Source organism: Mycobacterium sp. (genome assembly GCF_019247615.1).
GTDB lineage: Bacteria > Actinomycetota > Actinomycetes > Mycobacteriales > Mycobacteriaceae > Mycobacterium.
The window spans coordinates 1-16,605 of record NZ_JAFBAT010000191.1 but is presented as its reverse complement, the minus strand read 5'-3'; the positions used below and the strand labels follow the sequence as shown (position 1 = coordinate 16,605).

Below are 16,605 nucleotides of genomic sequence, written 5' to 3'. Positions count from 1 at the left end.
AAAGCTTGGCGATAAGACCGTCGAGGAGGCCATCGCCGAGCTTTCGGCCAAGATCGGCGAGAAGCTCGAGCTGCGCCGGGTGCAGTACTTCGACGGCGAGGTCGAGACCTACCTGCACAAGCGCGCCGCCGACCTGCCGCCGGCCGTCGGCGTCTTGGTCGAGTTCGAGGGCGACGACGCCGATGCCGCGCACACTGCCGCACTGCAGATCGCCGCGCTGAAGGCCAAGTACTTGTCGCGCGAGGATGTGCCCGAGGACGTCGTGGCCAGCGAACGCCGCATCGCCGAGGAGACCGCGAAGGCGGAAGGCAAGCCGGAACAGGCGCTGCCGAAGATCGTCGAGGGCCGGCTGAACGGCTTCTTCAAGGATGCTGTTCTGCTCGAGCAGCCGTCGGTATCCGACAGCAAGAAGACCGTCAAGGCCCTGCTCGACGAGGCCGGTGTGACGGTGACCCGGTTCGTACGCTTCGAGGTGGGCCAGGCCTAGGCCACCGACAGCGAGCGGCTAGCGTCGTCGCTATGCGACACGTCCACGCTTTCGGTGACGACGCGCTGGGTGAGCTGGACGCCGTCGGTCTCGCCGAGGCGATCCGGGCCGGTCGGCTCGACCGGGCCGAGGTGACCGAGGCCGCCATCGCGCGTGCCGAGGCCGTCGACCCCGTCCTCAACGCGTCGGCGCACAAGGCATACGAGCAGGCGCGGGCCGCGGCCCGTCGGCCGGTGACTGGCGTATGCCCGTTTTTCAGTGGCGTCCCGACGTTCGTCAAGGACAACGTCGACGTCGCCGGCCAGCCGACGATGCACGGCACCGACGCCTGGACTCCGTGGAATGCCACCTCCGACAGCGAATTCACCCGGCTGTACCTGGCCACCGGGCTGGCGCCCCTCGGCAAGACGCAGTTGTCGGAGTTCGGGTTCAGCGCCTCCGCCGAACACCCCCGGCTGGGACCGGTCCGCAATCCGTGGGACACCGACTACAGCGCCGGCGCGTCGTCGTCGGGGTCGGGCGCGTTCGTCGCGGCGGGCGTCGTGCCGATCGCGCACGCCAACGACGGCGGCGGCTCGATCCGCATCCCGGCGTCCTGTAACGGGCTGGTGGGCCTCAAGCCGTCGCGCGGACGGCTGCCATTGGATGCCGCGCTGCGGCGCATGCCGGTGGGCATCGTCGCCAACGGGGTCCTCACCCGATCGGTGCGCGATACCGCGGCGTTCTACCGGGAGGCCGAGCGCGTCTGGCGCAACCGCAAGCTGGCGCCCGTCGGGGACGTCACCGGCCCCGGCCGGCAGCGGCTGCGGATCGCGGTGGTGACCCGATCGGTGCAGCGCGAGTGCAGTACGCAGGTGCGCGAGCTGACGTGCAAGGCGGCGGGTCTGCTCGAGGAACTCGGCCATCGCGTCGAGTACCTCGAAAAGCCGCCGGTCCCTTCCACTTTCGTGGAGGACTTCATCCTCTACTGGGGTTTTCTGGCGCTCGCGCAAGTTCGCACCGGCCCACGCATGTTCGGCCGCACGTTCGACCGCACTCGGCTGGACAGCCTGACGCTCGGCCTCGAGCGGCACACCGGCCGCAACATCCACCGGCTCCCGCTGGCCATCGTGCGCCTGCGCAGAATACGCAGGCGCACCGCGCAACTCTTTCGCACCTATGACGCGGTGCTCACTCCGACGCTCGCCGACGAAACACCCCCCATCGGGCACCTGGCTCCCACCGACTACCAGCAGGTCATCGACCGGCTGACCGACTGGGTGGCGTTCACCCCGTTGCACAATGTCACCGGCGAACCGGCGATTTCCCTGCCACTGGCTCAATCCGCCCACGGCATGCCGCTCGGCATGATGTTTTCGGCCGATGTGGGGCAGGAGTCGCTGCTGCTGGAGCTGGCCTACGAACTGGAAGACGCCAGACCGTGGGCCCGCATCCAGGCCGGCTACTGACTCAGTCGGATCCGAGCCTGTCGAGCATGCGTTTGAACTCGCGCTGCTGGGCAGCTGTCAGCTTTCCCAGGATGCGTGCGTCGGCGTTGCGGACGGCCCCCTCCGCCCGTTTCAGCAGAGCGCGACCCTGAGAGGTGAGCGTGGCGGGGAGGGCGCGGCCCGAGGGCACCGACGCCGGCCGCTCCACGGCGCCGATGTCTTCCAGCTTGCGCAGCACCGTGTTCGTTGCCTGTGGTGTGACGTTGGTGTGCCGGGACAGTTCGGCGCTGGACATCCCCGGGAACGTCGACAGGATGCGCAGGCAAACGAATTCGGGGAGGGTCAGGCCGAGCGGATTCAGCACGGCGGACACCTCCGGCTGCAGAACGGCTCTCACACGGTAGAGCAGGTAACCAAGGGGAGCGTCTTCCGCGTGAACCATGTCAGTGATATTGACATAACGCGGTTGTTGGGGCGTACACCTGTCAGCGATGCCCCAACATCGTGATTTCCGGGCGCCCGAACGGGTAACCCACAGGGATTCCGACACGTGAGGAGAATCCATGGGCAACGGCACCCGAGTCACCGAGGGAGTCGCCGGACGGGCGCGGCGCGAAGCCAACGCCTACCGCGGGGACAACCCCCGACCGCTGGAGGGCTATTCGATAGTCCTGGTCGTCTACGGTGTCCTGGTGGCGCTCGTCGGCGTGACCGCCGCGGCCACGGGGCGGAAGTTGCCTCAGCGCTGGAGCGTCCAGGATCTCCTGACGGTCACCGTCGGCACACATAAGCTGTCGCGCACGATATCCAAAGATGCGGTGACCAGCCCGTTGCGGGCGCCGTTCGTCCACTATGCGGGCGCGGGCGGCCCGGCCGAGGTAATGGAAGAAACCCGGCACGAAAGTGCTCTGCGCCACAGCCTGGGGGAACTGCTGACTTGCCCCTTCTGCCTGGATATGTGGGTGGCTACCGCGTTCGTGATCGGGCTGATCTTCGCGCCGAGGGTTACCCGCCTGGTCGCGGGCACCTTCACCGCCCTGGCGGGGGCCGACTTCTTGCAGCTCGCCTATGCGAGGGCCCAACAGATCGCCGAGGGCTGACGATGCCCAAGACGACGAAAGACGGCAAAGCGAAGCAGAGCGAGTTGCCCAGCACCCTGCGGCGCTCCGAGGCCAAGGCGCAACGCACGTTCGCCAAGGCCCACGACTCGGCCGCCGAACAGTACGGTGACGAGGAGCGCGCCCACCGCGTGGCGTACGCCGCCGTCAAGCACAGTTTCGAGAAGGTCGGTGACCACTGGGAGCCCAAGGAGCGCAACGGTCCCTCCGACGAGCTGGCCGAGGGCGGCGGTCCGCGAAACACCGGCCGGTCCGCCGAGGGCGTCGACGCCAATGCCAGCAAAAAGCACCTGCTCGACGTGGCGCGCCGGATAGGCGTGCGCGGCAGGTCGGCGATGAACAAGTCGGAGCTGGTCGAGGCGATCAAGACGCAGAACCGGCGGCTGCGCGCCCGCTGACCGGTGCCTAGAGGATCGGCCGTCCGCCGGTCACGGCGACCCGAGCTCCGGAGATGTAACTCGCGTCGTCCGAGGCCAGGAGCACGTAGATCGGGGCGAGCTCGACCGGCTGGCCGGCACGGCCCAGCGGCACGTTGTCGCCGAAGGATTCCACGCTTTCCGCCGGCATCGTCGAGGGAATGAGGGGTGTCCATATCGGACCGGGTGCCACGCTGTTGACTCGAATCCCCTTGTCGCCCAACAGCTGAGCCAAGCTGGCCGAGAAGTTGGCGATCGCCGCCTTCGTCGCCGCATAGGGCGCAGAGTGGGGTTGGGATTGTCGGAGTTGACGGAGGAACTGCCGATGATCGACGATCCGGGCCCCATGTGGGGCACGGCGGCCTTGGCGAGGTAGAAGTAGGCGCCGACGTTGAGGCGGAAGGTGTAATCCCATTCCTCGTCACTGATCTCTTCGAGGCTCTTGCGCATCATCTGGTAGGCGGCGTTGTTCACGAGGATGTCGATCCGGCCGAATTCGCGGATCGCGCGGTCGACCACCGCTCGACAGTGGGCCGGGTCGGAGAGGTCCCCGGGGACCAGCACACAACTGCGGCCTGCGTCTTCGACATAGCGGGCGACGTCGCGCGCGTCATCGTCTTCGTTGAGGTAGGAGATCAGCACGTCGGCGCCCTCCCTGGCAAACGCGATAGCCACCGCGCGGCCGATGCCGCTGTCGCCGCCGGTAATGATCGCCTTTTTCCCCGTGAGCTTTCCCGAACCCCGGTAACTCTCTTCGCCGCAGTCAGGAACAGGGTCCATTCGAGCCTGCACGCCCGGAACGGTTTGTTGTTGCGCCGCAAAGCCCATTGTCAGGTCCCCTTTCGTGATTCAAGCCAGCGGCTTGAGGATTCAAAGTGTCGGGCCTCTCGAGGAGCGTGGTCCGTGCAATTCCCGCTTCGGTGATGAGCCGGTCCACTGACGAGCCGATGTCCCATTCGCCTGCGGCTACCCCCTCGGGGGAGGATTAATCTCACCTTTCGGCGGCCGAGGCCATGACGGCGCGTGTTTAGCGTCGACGCCGACTGGTTATGCGCAGTGGGTGTGGTTGTCGCCTGAAGGTAGGGCGACCGTTGGACACGAAAGGAATAAATAAGAATGAAGGTCACCACAACCGCTGTAAAGACTGCTGTTGCGGCCGGGGGAATAGCTGCGGCAGCCATTTTCGCGGCGGCGACCGCTTCCGCCGCGCCCCCCAACATCCAGGGTTTCGGCGCCAGCGAACAGCTTATTGACGGGCCGCTGGTCACCAATTACACCGTGAGCAATCTGAGGCCCAGCAACGTGGCGATTCCGGGCTACACGCCGAAGGGGACGCTCTACCAGGCGGACATCACCGCCAGGTCGGACGGTGGCATGGTCACCCCGATGGTCAACGACTTCATCGCCCGGGGGCCCAACGGTCAGAATTACCGGGTGATCGACAAGGTGCAGGTCCCTAATGGCCTTAACCCCGCCCCCATCCCGCAGGGTAGCGAGTCGACCGGCACGCTGTACTTCGACGTGACCGGTGCACCGCCGAACGGCGTCGTCTACAACGACGGGTTGCAGGACATCCTGATCTGGACCTCGAACGTGCCGGGGGCTTCCGGGCCGAGCGCACCTGGCGCACCGAGCAGCCCGGCACCTGGCGTGCCGAGCAGCCCGGCGCCTGGTGCACCGCCGGCTCCGGCCACCCACGCCTGACCGGATAGCCGATCTCTCCCCGTGCCGCACCCGCGGCACGGGGAGATTTGCGTTCTGAGGAATCTTGCGCGCCCCAACCGGGTACCCGAACCACCATGAGTAATCCCGATCACAGACCAGCCGAAGTACGAGCGCAAGCAAAGCTCCACGCCAAGCGGGCGCGGGTGACCATGGACGAGCGGCGCAGCAAGCAGGACGGTGGGATCGGCGGCTGGGTCGCCGAGCGGGCCGGCAAGTGGGACCTCAGTGGCCCCGACGAAGCGGCGCTGCAGCGCCAGAAGTTTCTGTGGAACCTGCTGGTGGACTACTGGTTCCGCATGGAGATCGACGGCTGGGAGAACATTCCTCCCCCGCCGACGCTGTTAATCGGGATCCACTCCGGCGCCCCGTTCGTGTGGGACGCGTGGACCGTGGGCCTGGAGTGGTGGCGGCGCTTCGGGCAGGTCCGTCCGTTGCACGGCACGGCACACGACGCCTTGATGGCCATCCCGGTTTTCGGGCACTACTTCCGGTCGATGGGTGTGCTTCCCGCCGCCCCCGACGCCATTGCCACGGCCCTGGCGGAGGGACGCGACGTGGCGTTGTGGCCCGGCGGGGAAGTCGACTCGCTGCGCCCGTGGATCGAGCGCGATCGCGCGAATCTCGCCGGGCGAAAGGGATTCGTCAAGATGGCGATTCGGGCCGGCGTGCCGATCGTGCCGATCGCGACCGTCGGCGGCGCCGACGCGATGCCCGTGTTGATCAGGGGCGATCGCCTGTCGAAGGCGCTTGGACTCGACCGCCTGCTGCGGCTGAAGGTCTTTCCGGTGGCGTTCTCCCTGCCGTGGGGGATCGCGCCGGCGGCGCTGCCGCAGCTGCCGTTGCCGGCCAAGATCAGGACCCGGTTCATGCCGGCGGTCGAGGTCGAAAACGATCCCGCGCGTGCAGACGATGACGCGTACGTCGACCGCAAGTACCACGAGGTCGAAGACGCCATTCAGCAAGGCATGGACGCGCTGGCACGGAAGCGGGCTTTGCCGCTCTTTGCGTGACCGCGCGCGCCGAGAATCCATTCGGGTCGCGGCGGCGTCGGCGCCATGTAACCCACACCGCGGACGGTGTCGATCATCGATTCGTGCTCGGCGCCCAGCTTGGCGCGTAGCCGTCGCACGTGGACGTCCACGGTTCGCACCCGGCCGTTGCAGTCGTATCCCCAGGCCTCGTGCATCAACCGGGTGCGGCTGAAGGCCCGGCCGGCGTGCTGCACAAGGAAATGCAACAACTTGAATTCGGTAAGCGTCAGGGCCAGGTCTTTGCCGCCGAGCGCGCCGGTGAAGCTGGCCGGGTGCAGCACAAGATCGCCGAAGTTCAAGGTGCCGTCCAGGGCGGTGCGCTTGCGCGTGATCGCCGTCCGCAGCCGCGCCTGCAACTCGTCGGATCCGGTGGTGGGCAACAGTACATCGTCGCAATGCCAGTCGACGCCCACGGAAGCGGAGTTTGTCGGTTCCACGACGGCCACCACCGCGGTCGCCGGGGCGCACGAGGCCAGCCGCCGGCAGGCGGCACGGGCGGCCTCCAGGTCGGCACGCGCGTCGACGATCGCAACGTCGGCGGCCTCGCCACGCTCGCCGGCGCCGTCGGTGAGGTGACCGATGCGCAAGGTGCGGCCGAACGCCTTCAGGGTCGGCAAAACCGAGTCGAAATTGTCGTCATCGGAAAGCAGTAGAACGTGCAACGACATCTCCAAAACCCTCTGAGGCCGGTGCCGCTCCCACCCATAGGCACCCCACCAGGAGATGTCCGCAGCGCAACGCCATATACCCGCTCGGAGCCAATTTACGCAAACGATCTTCCCGATCTACGGAATCGGGGAGACCGGGCCAGTCGAACGCGCTGGACTGTTTGTCGGGCCCGCAACGTCGATGGGTCCGGTCCGTTTGCACGGACCGGACCCACCCTCGCGACAAGTTATGACAAGTTATTGGTTGGACTTCTGGCGCTGCTCAGCCGCCTCGGCGCCACCGCGGGCCGCTTCTGCTTCGGCCTCCTTCTTCGCGGCGTCGCGCTGTGCCTCCGCCTTGTCCTGTTGGGCCTGGCCCTCGCGGGTGAGGTCGTCGCGACCGGTCACCGCGCCAACAGCTTCCTTGGCCTTGCCCTTGACGTCCTCGACGACGCCCTTGACGGCTTCAGCCGGTCCCGAGTTGTTGTCCGCCATGGATCAGTTCCTCCCTCATTGGCGTACCTGCTTGGCAATTCGCACTCAGTGCCGATCGAAACGATCGATCGGCCCCGTCGCACGGAGGGGCAGGTCCTCAATGCTCAAGACCGTGGTGCCCCCGCGTTGGTGCGGATTCCCCAAGCCCCCACCGGCTCAAACATCGGGCGTCGCGTCGGGCGGCGAAGTACTTGACGGCGCATCCGTCGTTTTGCCGCGCCGTGCGGACGGTCAACTGCGCAGATAATGCACCCCGCGCACGCGGGATTGTGCTGCGATGAGGCAGGATGTGAAATGCCGTTCCGGGTGAGGTCGCCCGGGATGGCGCTGTCATGCGAGGAGTCTGATGACGGATCCCGAGATCGCCGGCGGGGCGGCCCAGGCGAGTCGAAGCAAGTACTCGAGGGTGTTACTCAAGCTCGGCGGCGAAATGTTCGGTGGCGGGCAGGTCGGGCTCGACCCCGACGTGGTGGCACAGGTCGCTCGGCAGATCGCCGAGGTAGTCCGGGGCGGTGTGCAGGTAGCCGTGGTGATCGGCGGCGGCAACTTCTTCCGGGGCGCACAGCTTCAGCAGCGCGGCATGGAGCGCACCCGCTCGGACTACATGGGCATGCTCGGCACCGTCATGAACAGCCTCGCGCTGCAGGACTTCCTGGAGAAGGAGGGCATCGCTACCCGCGTCCAAACCGCGATCACCATGGGACAGGTGGCCGAGCCGTACATCCCGCTGCGGGCGGTGCGTCACCTGGAAAAGGGCCGGGTGGTGATCTTCGGCGCCGGTATGGGGTTGCCGTACTTCTCCACCGACACCACGGCCGCGCAGCGCGCCCTGGAGATCGGCGCTGACGTGGTCCTGATGGCCAAGGCCGTCGATGGTGTGTTCGCCGAGGACCCGAGGGTGAATCCGCGGGCCGAACTGCTCACCGCCATCAGTCACCGTGAGGTCATCGATCGCGGGCTGAGAGTGGCGGATGCCACGGCGTTCAGTCTGTGCATGGACAATGGCATGCCCATCCTGGTGTTCAACCTGCTTACCAATGGCAATATCGCCCGAGCGGTCGCAGGTGAGAAGATCGGAACGCTGGTCACCACCTAGGGGATGATCCGCGCTCGCGACGATGCCACTATCAGCATTGATGTGGGGTATTACCCGCTTGCGGGGGAGAGGAGCAGGGCCAATGATCGAGGAGGCTCTCTTCGATGCGGAAGAGAAGATGGAGAAGGCCGTATCGGTGGCCCGTGACGACTTGTCAACCATCCGCACAGGCCGCGCCAATCCGGGGATGTTCTCGCGGATCGCGATCGAGTACTACGGCACCAGCACCCCCATCACCCAGCTGGCCAGCATCAACGTCCCCGAGGCGCGACTCGTCGTCATCAAGCCGTACGAAGCCAATCAGCTGCACGCGATCGAGACGGCGATCCGCAACTCAGACCTAGGGGTGAATCCCACCAATGACGGCACGCTGATCCGGGTGGCGGTTCCGCAGCTTACCGAGGAGCGTCGACGGGAGCTGGTCAAGCAGGCCAAGCACAAGGGGGAAGAGGCGCGCGTCTCGGTGCGCAATATCCGTCGCAAGGCAATGGAGGAACTGCACCGCATTCGCAAGGACGGCGAGGCCGGCGAGGACGAGGTCGGTCGCGCGGAGAAGGACCTGGACAAGACCACGCACCAGTACGTCGCCCAGATCGATGAGTTGGTCAAGCACAAAGAAGGCGAGCTGCTGGAGGTCTAGCGGCCGCTCAGCAACCGATCCCGTGGCAACTACTGGCGCCGGCGCCCCGGCCGACGAGCCGGCTCATCGGGATAGCGAGGTCGCCGGACAACCTGCGAAGAAGACGTCGCGGGCCGGGCGGGATCTGCGGGCGGCGATAGCGGTGGGCTTGTCCATCGGTGCGTTCCTGATCGCGACGCTGTTGTATTTTCCCCGGGGGTGGGTCTTTCTGTGCTCCGGGGCCATCGCGGTCGCCACCCACGAGGTGGTGCGGCGGCTGCGTGAAGCGGGCTATGTCATTCCGGTCATCCCTTTGCTGCTCGGCGGCCAGGCCACGGTGTGGCTGACCTGGCCCTTCCATGCCGCGGGCGCGTTGGCGGGCTATGGCGTCACCGCCATGGTTTGCATGATGTGGCGATTGTTCATGCAGGACAACAGCAAACCCCCCCAGCGGTTCGAGGGTTCGCCCTCGGCCAACTACCTGCGGGACGCGTCTGCCACCATTTTCCTGGCCACTTGGGTTCCGTTGTTCGCCTCCTTCGCCGCGCTGCTGATTTATCCGAAAGACGGCGCGGGGCGGGTTTTCTGTCTGATGATCACGGTCATCGCCTCGGACGTCGGCGGGTATGCCGTGGGCGTCCTGTTCGGCAAGCATCCGATGGTCCCGGCCATCAGTCCCAAGAAATCCTGGGAGGGCTTCGCGGGGTCGTTGGTCTGCGGGATCACCGCCGCGATCCTGACCGCGACCCTGCTGGCCCACAGGCAGGTATGGATCGGTGCGCTGCTCGGTGTCGTGCTCGTGCTCACCTGCACGCTGGGCGATCTGGTGGAGTCCCAGGTCAAGCGCGACCTGGGAATCAAGGACATGGGCCGCCTGCTGCCGGGCCACGGCGGCTTGATGGACCGGCTCGACGGCGTGCTTCCCTCCGCCGTCGCCACCTGGACGGTGCTCACCCTGGTGCGCTGACGGACCCCATACTGGACACGTCATGGCCCAGCAGTTGATGTTCGACGAGCCGCGTCCCGGTAGGCCGCCGCGGCACCTGGCCGATCTCGACGCAGCCGGCCGGGCGTCGGCCGTCGCGGAACTGGGTTTGCCGGCGTTCCGCGCCAAGCAGTTGGCGCACCAGTACTACGGGCGGCTGATCGCGGATCCGCGACAGATGACGGACCTTCCGGCGGCCATCCGCGACGTGGTCGCCGCGAACCTGTTCCCCGACCTGCTCACGGCGGCCGCCGAGGTGACCTGCGATGCGGGCCGAACTCGCAAGACGTTGTGGCGGGCCGGCGATGGCGCCGCCGTCGAGTCGGTGGTGATGCGCTACCCCGAACGCAACACGGTGTGCATTTCGTCGCAGGCCGGCTGCGGCATGGCCTGTCCGTTCTGTGCCACCGGTCAGGGCGGCCTGACAAGAAACCTGTCCACCGCCGAGATCCTCGAACAAGTGCGCGCCGCCGCGGCGGTCGTGCGCGACGAGTTCGCTGATCGGCTTTCCAACGTCGTCTTCATGGGTATGGGGGAGCCGCTGGCCAACTACGCCCGGGTGGTCGCGGCGGTCCGGAGGATCACCGAGCCGCCGCCGCACGGTTTCGGCATTTCGGCCCGCTCGGTGACGGTGTCCACGGTGGGGCTTGTACCGGCGATCCGGAAACTGGCCGACGAAGAACTGGCGGTGACGCTGGCGCTGTCCCTGCACGCGCCCGACGACGAACTGCGCGACACGCTGGTTCCGGTCAACACCCGGTGGAAGGTCGGGGAGACCCTCAAGGCGGCCCGGCACTACGCCGAAGTGACTGGTCGGCGGGTTTCGGTCGAGTATGCACTCATTCGCGACGTCAACGACCAAGCGTGGCGGGCCGATCTGCTGGGTCAGCGGCTGCACCGTGCGCTCGGGCGGCTGGTGCACGTCAACCTGATCCCGCTGAATCCCACCCCGGGCAGCGACTGGGATGCCAGCCCCAAGGCAGTCGAGCGGGAATTCGTCCGCCGTGTTCGATCAGCGGGGGTGTCGTGCACGGTGCGAGACACCCGCGGCCGTGAGATCAGCGCCGCCTGCGGACAGCTGGCCGCCGAAGGCGGGTAGCTGGATGAACCACGCGGGCGACCATCACGTGTCTTTGGCATAACCCAGCAAACGAGGTGTGCCATGGTCGTCCGCTTTTTATCTCCGCTCAGACTGTTTGCCGCGATCGTTTTCGCCGCGGGTGCGATACTCGGGCTTGCCGATGCGCCGCGATCGGTGGCAGCGGATGATCGCCTGCAGTTCACGGCAACCACGCTCGGCGGCGCCCCGTTCAACGGCGCCAGCCTGCAGGGAAAACCGGCCGTGCTGTGGTTCTGGACGCCGTGGTGCCCCTTCTGCAACGCAGAGGCTCCGGGCGTGAGCCAGGTGGCGGCGGCCAATCCGTCCGTCACCTTCGTCGGCATCGCCGCGCACTCCGACGTCGCCGCAATGCAGGGCTTCGTCTCGAAATACCATGTGAACTTCACCAACCTCAACGACGCCGACGGCTCCATCTGGGCTCGCTACAACGTTCCCTGGCAGCCGGCGTGGGTGTTCTACCGCTCGGACGGCAGCTCGACGTTCGTCAACAACCCCACCTCGGCGATGTCCCCGCAGGAGCTGTCCGGCCGGATCGCCGCGCTGGCGTCCTGACCGTGGACCGGGGCCTGGTCGGTCTGGCGCTCGCCGCCGGGTTGCTGGCCGCCTTGAACCCATGTGGGTTTGCCATGCTGCCCGCGTATCTGCTTCTCGTGGTGCGCGGGCAGCCATCCGGCGAACATCGAAGCGTGACCGCCGTGGGGCGGGCACTGGGTGCCGCCGCGGGAATGGCGCTCGGTTTTATGACGGTATTCGGGTTGTTCGGCGCGCTGACCATCGCCGCGGCGGCGACGGTGCAGCGATACCTGCCCTACGGGACCGTGGTGATCGGCTTCGTGCTGGTGGCGCTGGGAGTGTGGCTGTCGTCGGGGCGGGAGCTGACGGCTCTGACAGCGGCTCTAACAGCGGCTCTGAGGTCGGCCCTGACACCCCGGCCGCTCCGGCTGCTGGGCCCGCGCTGGGCGCCCGATGCGCGCTCCCGGCTGATCGGTATGTACGGCTACGGCGTCAGCTATGCGATCGCCTCCCTGTCGTGCACGGTCGGGCCGTTTCTGGCGGTCACCGGCGCCGGTTTCCGCAGCGGATCGGCACTCACCGGGGTGTCGATCTACGTGGCCTACGTCGCGGGCCTGACCTTGGTGGTGGGAGTGCTGGCGATCGCCGCGGCAACTGCCGGCTCGTCCCTGGCCGACCGCTTGCGGCGAGTGTTGCCGTTCGTCGACCGGATCAGCGGCATCCTGCTGGTCCTGGTGGGTCTCTACGTCGCCTACTACGGCGCGTACGAGCTGCGTCTCGTCACCGGCACGGCGAATCAGGACTTGGTGATCAGGTGGGCCGGTCGCCTGCAGGGCGCCCTGGCCGGCTGGGTGCACGAACACGGCGCATTCCCGTGGGTGGGGGCGCTGTTGCTGCTGGTGGCGGGCGCGTTCGCCGCCACGCGGTATCGACGGGTGCTATCTGAGCCAGCCGCGCCGACGACCCCACCAGTCGCGCACCAGGACGAAGAGCGTCAGGACGGCGAACCCGAGCAGGTACCAGTCCTCGATGTGACCGACGTGGTTGCCGCGCAGCATCGCCAACAGGAAGATGACGGCGAACAGCCCGGTGGCATACCAGGTGCGGTAGTTGATCCTGCTCCATCCCCATGCTGCGGAGGGCACCTCGGCGACGTCGACGCCGTTGTAGTGCTCCACCTCGGTACCGGCCACGGCGAATCCCTTCCGGATCGATCGGCATCTGCTGCGAAGAATTCTGGCACACCGGCAGCGGGGCCCGGCACGGATCGTCAGGGGGCACAATAAACGGGTGACCAACCCCACGGCTCAAGCAGGTTCTGCGGGCCGACTGCGCGTGCTGGTGCTGGGCAGCACCGGCTCGATCGGCACCCAGGCGCTGGAGGTCATCGCCGCCAACCCGGACCGCTTCGAGGTGGTCGGGCTCGCCGCCGGCGGCGCGAACGTCGAAACCCTGCAGCGGCAGCGCGCCGAGACGGGAGTGACCAATATCGCCGTCGCCGACGACCGGGCCGCGCAACTGGTCGGTGATGTGCCATTCCGGGGATCCGAGGCGGTGACTCGACTGATCCAGGAGACCGACGCGGACGTCGTCCTCAACGCCCTCGTCGGGGCGTTGGGCCTACGACCGACGCTGGCCGCGTTGGAGTCTGGGGCCCGCCTGGCGCTGGCCAACAAAGAGTCGTTGGTGGCCGGGGGCCCGCTCGTGTTGCGGGCGGCGCGCCCCGGCCAGATCGTGCCCGTCGACTCCGAACACTCCGCGCTGGCTCAATGCCTGCGGGGTGGCGCTCCCGACGAGGTCGCCAAGCTGGTACTGACCGCCTCGGGCGGACCGTTTCGGGGCTGGACGGCCGGCGAACTCGAGACGGTCACCCCCGAGCAGGCGGGCGCGCACCCCACCTGGTCGATGGGCCCGATGAACACGCTGAACTCGGCGTCGCTGGTCAACAAGGGGCTCGAGCTCATCGAGACCCACCTGTTGTTCGGCATTTCCTACGACCGCATCGACGTCGTCGTGCATCCCCAGTCGATTGTTCACTCGATGGTCACCTTCGTCGACGGCTCGACCATCGCGCAGGCCAGTCCACCGGATATGAAGCTGCCGATTTCGCTGGCGTTGGGGTGGCCGCGCCGGGTCAGCGGCGCCGCCCCCGCCTGTGCCTTCAGCACCGCGTCGACCTGGGAGTTCGAGCCGCTGGACGCCGACGTTTTCCCGGCGGTCGAGCTTGCCCGATACGCCGGCCAGACGGGCGGCTGCATGACCGCGGTCTACAACGCCGCCAACGAGGAAGCAGCCGAAGCGTTCCTGGCGGGACGGATCGGCTTTCCCGCGATTGTCCGCACCATCGCCGAGGTGCTGCGCGCTGCCGACCAATGGGCGGCCGAACCAGCTAACGTGGATGACGTACTCGAAGCGCAGCGCTGGGCCCGTGCCCGAGCGCAACGTGAGGTTTCCGGAATGGTCTTAGAACGGTCCTAGAAGGTCCTAGAAAGGTCCTAGCGGCGAAGATGATGTTCGCTATCGGCATTGCGCTGTTCGCGCTGGCCATCTTGATCTCGGTGGCTCTCCACGAGTGCGGCCACATGTGGGTCGCGCGCGCCACCGGCATGAAGGTGCGTCGCTATTTCGTCGGCTTCGGCCCCACGCTGTGGTCGACCCGGCGCGGTGAGACGGAGTACGGCGTCAAAGCCGTTCCACTGGGCGGCTTCTGCGACATCGCCGGCATGACCCCCGTCGAAGACCTGGACCCTGACGAGGCCGACCGCGCGATGTACAAGCAGGCGACGTGGAAGCGGGTTGCGACGCTGTTCGCGGGCCCCGGCATGAACTTCGTCATCTGCCTGGTGCTGATCTACGGCATAGCGCTGGTGTGGGGCCTGCCCAACCTGCACCCGCCGACCAAAGCGATTGTCGGTGAAACCGCTTGCGTCGCCCCGGAAGTGGCCCCGGGCAAGCTCGGTAACTGCAGCGGGCCGGGCCCGGCCGCGCTGGCCGGGATTCGCCCCGGCGATGTCATCGTCAAGGTCGCCGACACGCCGGTTTCCAGCTTCGACGACATGGCCGCGGCGGTTCGCAAGTCGCATGGCAGCATTCCCGTCGTCGTCGAGCGGAACGGCACCACGTTCACCACCCACGTCGACGTCACGCCAACCCAACGCTTCCTGTCCGGTGGATCCAAGGCCAAGGGCGGGCAACCGGAGGCGGCGACGGTCGGGGCCATGGGCGTCGGCGCCGTCAAGGTCGCGCCCACGCACTACAACGTCTTCACGGCAATACCCGCCACCTTCTCCTTCGCCGGAGACCTGACCGTCGAGGTGAGCAAGGCGCTGGTGACGATCCCGACGAAGGTCGGGGCGCTGGTGCACGCCATCGGCGGCGGGCAGCGCGACCCCGGAACGCCGATGAGTGTGGTCGGGGCCAGCATCATCGGCGGCGACACCGTTGACCACGGGCTGTGGGTGGCGTTCTGGTTCTTCCTGGCCCAGCTGAACCTCATCCTCGGCGCGATCAACCTGGTGCCGCTGCTGCCGTTCGACGGCGGCCACATCGCCATCGCGGTGTTCGAAAGGATCCGCAACCTGATCCGCTCGGCCCGCGGCATGGTCGCCGCGGCGCCGGTGAATTACCTCAAGCTGATGCCCGCCACGTACGTGGTGTTGGTGTTCGTGGTCGGCTACATGTTGCTGACCGTGACCGCCGACCTGGTCAACCCGATCAGGTTGTTCCAATGACGGTCGGCCTGGGCATGCCGGACGCCCCGGCTCCCACACTCGCTCCACGCCGCAAGACGCGCCAGCTGATGGTCCGCAACGTCGGCGTGGGCAGCGACCATCCGATCTCGGTGCAGTCGATGTGCACCACCAAGACGCATGACGTCAACTCCACCCTGCAGCAGATCGCCGAACTGACCGCCGCGGGCTGTGACATCGTCCGGGTCGCCTGCCCGCGGCAGGAGGACGCCGACGCGCTGGCCGAGATCGCCCGGCACAGCCAGATCCCCGTGATCGCCGACATCCACTTCCAGCCGAAGTACATCTTCGCCGCCATCGACGCCGGATGCGCCGCGGTGCGCGTGAACCCCGGCAACATCAAGGAATTCGACGGCCGTGTCGGCGAGGTCGCCAAGGCGGCCGCCGCGGCGGGCATCCCGATCCGCATCGGCGTCAACGCCGGCTCCCTGGACAAGCGGTTCATGGAGAAGTACGGCAAGGCCACGCCCGAGGCGCTGGTCGAATCCGCGCTGTGGGAGGCCTCGCTCTTCGAGGAGCACGGCTTCGGCGACATCAAGATCAGCGTGAAGCACAACGACCCCGTCGTGATGGTCGCCGCCTACGAGCAATTGGCGGCCAAGTGCGACTACCCGCTGCACCTCGGCGTCACGGAGGCCGGTCCCGCCTTCCAGGGCACCATCAAGTCTGCGGTGGCGTTCGGCGCGCTGCTGTCGCGCGGCATCGGCGACACCATCCGGGTGTCGCTGTCGGCGCCGCCGGTGGAAGAGGTCAAGGTCGGGATTCAGATCCTGGAGTCGCTGAACCTGCGGCCGCGTTCGCTGGAGATCGTGTCCTGCCCATCATGCGGGCGCGCGCAGGTCGACGTTTACACCTTGGCCAACGAGGTCACCGCGGGGTTGGACGGCCTGGACGTGCCGCTGCGCGTCGCCGTGATGGGCTGCGTGGTCAACGGTCCCGGCGAGGCCCGCGAGGCCGACCTGGGCGTGGCGTCCGGAAATGGCAAGGGCCAGATCTTCGTTCGCGGCGAGGTGATCAAGACTGTGCCGGAGGCACAGATCGTCGAAACGCTCATCGAGGAGGCGATGCGACTCGCGTCGGAGATGGGTGCCGGGGATGGTCCCGGAAAAGAACCAAGCGGTTCGCCTGTTGTGACCGTAAGCTGATAACGGCCCCTGCCCTTCACAGAGAGTTCGCC

Annotated in this window: 18 protein-coding genes and 2 pseudogenes; 15 read left to right on the top strand and 5 right to left on the bottom strand. The window is 67.2% G+C overall.

All coding sequences use genetic code 11. The features are described 5' to 3' along the window. Together tsf and JO059_RS12965 are read left to right on the top strand one after the other, a co-directional pair. Positions 1 to 487, top strand: a 487-nt coding sequence (gene tsf, locus JO059_RS12970; protein WP_293319259.1) for a translation elongation factor Ts, incomplete at its 5' end; no start/stop codon positions are given. 32 nt (positions 488 to 519) lie between these two features. Beyond that, positions 520 to 1,935: an amidase gene (locus JO059_RS12965; RefSeq protein ID WP_293319257.1), complete on the top strand. Its 1,416-nt coding sequence runs from the start codon at positions 520 to 522 to the stop codon at positions 1,933 to 1,935. A gap of 1 nt (position 1,936) precedes the next feature. Here the strand turns inward: JO059_RS12965 and JO059_RS12960 are convergent, their stop codons facing one another. Then, the gene (locus JO059_RS12960; RefSeq protein ID WP_293319255.1) at positions 1,937 to 2,356 is read right to left on the bottom strand and encodes a MarR family transcriptional regulator; all 420 of its coding nucleotides are present in this window, start codon (positions 2,354 to 2,356) and stop codon (positions 1,937 to 1,939) included. A gap of 121 nt (positions 2,357 to 2,477) precedes the next feature. Here JO059_RS12960 and JO059_RS12955 point away from each other — a divergent pair, with 121 nt between their 5' ends. Continuing rightward, a complete protein-coding gene (locus JO059_RS12955; protein WP_293319253.1) occupies positions 2,478 to 3,014 on the top strand; it encodes a DUF1360 domain-containing protein in 537 nt (178 codons plus the stop codon). Positions 3,015 to 3,016: 2 nt separating this feature from the next. Further along, positions 3,017 to 3,430, top strand: a complete 414-nt coding sequence (locus JO059_RS12950) for a ChaB family protein (RefSeq protein WP_293319251.1) — start codon at positions 3,017 to 3,019, stop codon at positions 3,428 to 3,430. A 7-nt stretch (positions 3,431 to 3,437) separates the two neighbouring features. Here JO059_RS12950 and JO059_RS12945 read toward each other — a convergent pair. After that, positions 3,438 to 4,123: pseudogene (locus JO059_RS12945) on the bottom strand (SDR family oxidoreductase). A 441-nt stretch (positions 4,124 to 4,564) separates the two neighbouring features. Here JO059_RS12945 and JO059_RS12940 point away from each other — a divergent pair. Then, entirely contained in the window at positions 4,565 to 5,152 is a 588-nt protein-coding gene (locus JO059_RS12940; RefSeq protein WP_293319249.1) for an MPT63 family protein, read from the top strand. A 95-nt stretch (positions 5,153 to 5,247) separates the two neighbouring features. Continuing rightward, positions 5,248 to 6,183: a lysophospholipid acyltransferase family protein gene (locus JO059_RS12935; RefSeq protein ID WP_293319247.1), complete on the top strand. Its 936-nt coding sequence runs from the start codon at positions 5,248 to 5,250 to the stop codon at positions 6,181 to 6,183. Here JO059_RS12935 and JO059_RS12930 read toward each other — a convergent pair. Together JO059_RS12930 and JO059_RS12925 are read right to left on the bottom strand one after the other, a co-directional pair. Continuing rightward, positions 6,129 to 6,872, bottom strand: coding sequence for a response regulator transcription factor (locus tag JO059_RS12930; protein WP_293319245.1), 744 nt, complete (start codon positions 6,870 to 6,872; stop codon positions 6,129 to 6,131). The genes JO059_RS12935 and JO059_RS12930 overlap by 55 nt on opposite strands. 237 nt (positions 6,873 to 7,109) lie before the next feature. Next, complete coding sequence (locus JO059_RS12925) at positions 7,110 to 7,346, bottom strand: CsbD family protein (protein WP_293319243.1); 237 nt, start codon at positions 7,344 to 7,346, stop codon at positions 7,110 to 7,112. 346 nt (positions 7,347 to 7,692) lie between these two features. On the opposite strand from JO059_RS12925, the gene pyrH reads away from it, so the two are divergent. From pyrH to JO059_RS12895, 6 genes and pseudogenes are all read left to right on the top strand, one after another. Continuing rightward, complete coding sequence (gene pyrH, locus JO059_RS12920) at positions 7,693 to 8,442, top strand: UMP kinase (RefSeq protein ID WP_293319241.1); 750 nt, start codon at positions 7,693 to 7,695, stop codon at positions 8,440 to 8,442. Positions 8,443 to 8,524: 82 nt separating this feature from the next. Further along, positions 8,525 to 9,082 carry a ribosome recycling factor gene (frr, locus tag JO059_RS12915; RefSeq protein WP_293319239.1) on the top strand — a complete coding sequence of 186 codons (558 nt, stop codon included), beginning with the start codon at positions 8,525 to 8,527 and terminating at the stop codon, positions 9,080 to 9,082. Between the two features lie 22 nt (positions 9,083 to 9,104). Then, positions 9,105 to 10,028, top strand: coding sequence for a phosphatidate cytidylyltransferase (locus JO059_RS12910; protein WP_293319237.1), 924 nt, complete (start codon positions 9,105 to 9,107; stop codon positions 10,026 to 10,028). Between the two features lie 22 nt (positions 10,029 to 10,050). Then, positions 10,051 to 11,145, top strand: coding sequence for a 23S rRNA (adenine(2503)-C(2))-methyltransferase RlmN (gene rlmN / locus JO059_RS12905; protein WP_293319235.1), 1,095 nt, complete (start codon positions 10,051 to 10,053; stop codon positions 11,143 to 11,145). Positions 11,146 to 11,208: 63 nt separating this feature from the next. Continuing rightward, positions 11,209 to 11,718, top strand: a complete 510-nt coding sequence (locus JO059_RS12900) for a protein disulfide oxidoreductase (RefSeq protein WP_293319233.1) — start codon at positions 11,209 to 11,211, stop codon at positions 11,716 to 11,718. A 2-nt stretch (positions 11,719 to 11,720) separates the two neighbouring features. Further along, positions 11,721 to 12,617, top strand: a pseudogene (locus JO059_RS12895) (cytochrome c biogenesis protein CcdA); the annotation flags it as partial. Here JO059_RS12895 and JO059_RS12890 read toward each other — a convergent pair. After that, positions 12,618 to 12,872, bottom strand: a complete 255-nt coding sequence (locus JO059_RS12890) for a DUF2631 domain-containing protein (RefSeq protein ID WP_293319261.1) — start codon at positions 12,870 to 12,872, stop codon at positions 12,618 to 12,620. A gap of 97 nt (positions 12,873 to 12,969) precedes the next feature. Here JO059_RS12890 and dxr point away from each other — a divergent pair, with 97 nt between their 5' ends. Genes dxr through ispG form a run of 3 tightly spaced genes read left to right on the top strand, consistent with a single transcriptional unit; the run spans position 12,970 to position 16,573 of the window. Beyond that, complete coding sequence (gene dxr, locus JO059_RS12885) at positions 12,970 to 14,157, top strand: 1-deoxy-D-xylulose-5-phosphate reductoisomerase (protein WP_293319231.1); 1,188 nt, start codon at positions 12,970 to 12,972, stop codon at positions 14,155 to 14,157. Between the two features lie 29 nt (positions 14,158 to 14,186). Then, entirely contained in the window at positions 14,187 to 15,410 is a 1,224-nt protein-coding gene (locus JO059_RS12880; RefSeq protein WP_293319229.1) for a M50 family metallopeptidase, read from the top strand. Beyond that, positions 15,407 to 16,573 carry a flavodoxin-dependent (E)-4-hydroxy-3-methylbut-2-enyl-diphosphate synthase gene (gene ispG, locus JO059_RS12875; protein ID WP_293319227.1) on the top strand — a complete coding sequence of 389 codons (1,167 nt, stop codon included), beginning with the start codon at positions 15,407 to 15,409 and terminating at the stop codon, positions 16,571 to 16,573. The genes JO059_RS12880 and ispG overlap by 4 nt, the downstream gene beginning before the upstream one ends. The last annotated feature ends 32 nt before the right edge of the window (positions 16,574 to 16,605 follow it).

What these genes read in the sequence shown, in the direction of transcription:
- JO059_RS12965 (WP_293319257.1), top strand. Translation starts at nt 520, where the DNA reads ATGCGACACGTCCACGCTTTCGGTGACGACGCGCTGGGTGAGCTGGAC.
- JO059_RS12960 (WP_293319255.1), bottom strand. Translation starts at nt 2,356, where the DNA reads ATGGTTCACGCGGAAGACGCTCCCCTTGGTTACCTGCTCTACCGTGTG.
- JO059_RS12955 (WP_293319253.1), top strand. Translation starts at nt 2,478, where the DNA reads ATGGGCAACGGCACCCGAGTCACCGAGGGAGTCGCCGGACGGGCGCGG.
- JO059_RS12950 (WP_293319251.1), top strand. Translation starts at nt 3,017, where the DNA reads ATGCCCAAGACGACGAAAGACGGCAAAGCGAAGCAGAGCGAGTTGCCC.
- JO059_RS12940 (WP_293319249.1), top strand. Translation starts at nt 4,565, where the DNA reads ATGAAGGTCACCACAACCGCTGTAAAGACTGCTGTTGCGGCCGGGGGA.
- JO059_RS12935 (WP_293319247.1), top strand. Translation starts at nt 5,248, where the DNA reads ATGAGTAATCCCGATCACAGACCAGCCGAAGTACGAGCGCAAGCAAAG.
- JO059_RS12930 (WP_293319245.1), bottom strand. Translation starts at nt 6,872, where the DNA reads ATGTCGTTGCACGTTCTACTGCTTTCCGATGACGACAATTTCGACTCG.
- JO059_RS12925 (WP_293319243.1), bottom strand. Translation starts at nt 7,346, where the DNA reads ATGGCGGACAACAACTCGGGACCGGCTGAAGCCGTCAAGGGCGTCGTC.
- pyrH (WP_293319241.1), top strand. Translation starts at nt 7,693, where the DNA reads ATGACGGATCCCGAGATCGCCGGCGGGGCGGCCCAGGCGAGTCGAAGC.
- frr (WP_293319239.1), top strand. Translation starts at nt 8,525, where the DNA reads ATGATCGAGGAGGCTCTCTTCGATGCGGAAGAGAAGATGGAGAAGGCC.
- rlmN (WP_293319235.1), top strand. Translation starts at nt 10,051, where the DNA reads ATGGCCCAGCAGTTGATGTTCGACGAGCCGCGTCCCGGTAGGCCGCCG.
- JO059_RS12900 (WP_293319233.1), top strand. Translation starts at nt 11,209, where the DNA reads ATGGTCGTCCGCTTTTTATCTCCGCTCAGACTGTTTGCCGCGATCGTT.
- JO059_RS12880 (WP_293319229.1), top strand. Translation starts at nt 14,187, where the DNA reads ATGATGTTCGCTATCGGCATTGCGCTGTTCGCGCTGGCCATCTTGATC.
- ispG (WP_293319227.1), top strand. Translation starts at nt 15,407, where the DNA reads ATGACGGTCGGCCTGGGCATGCCGGACGCCCCGGCTCCCACACTCGCT.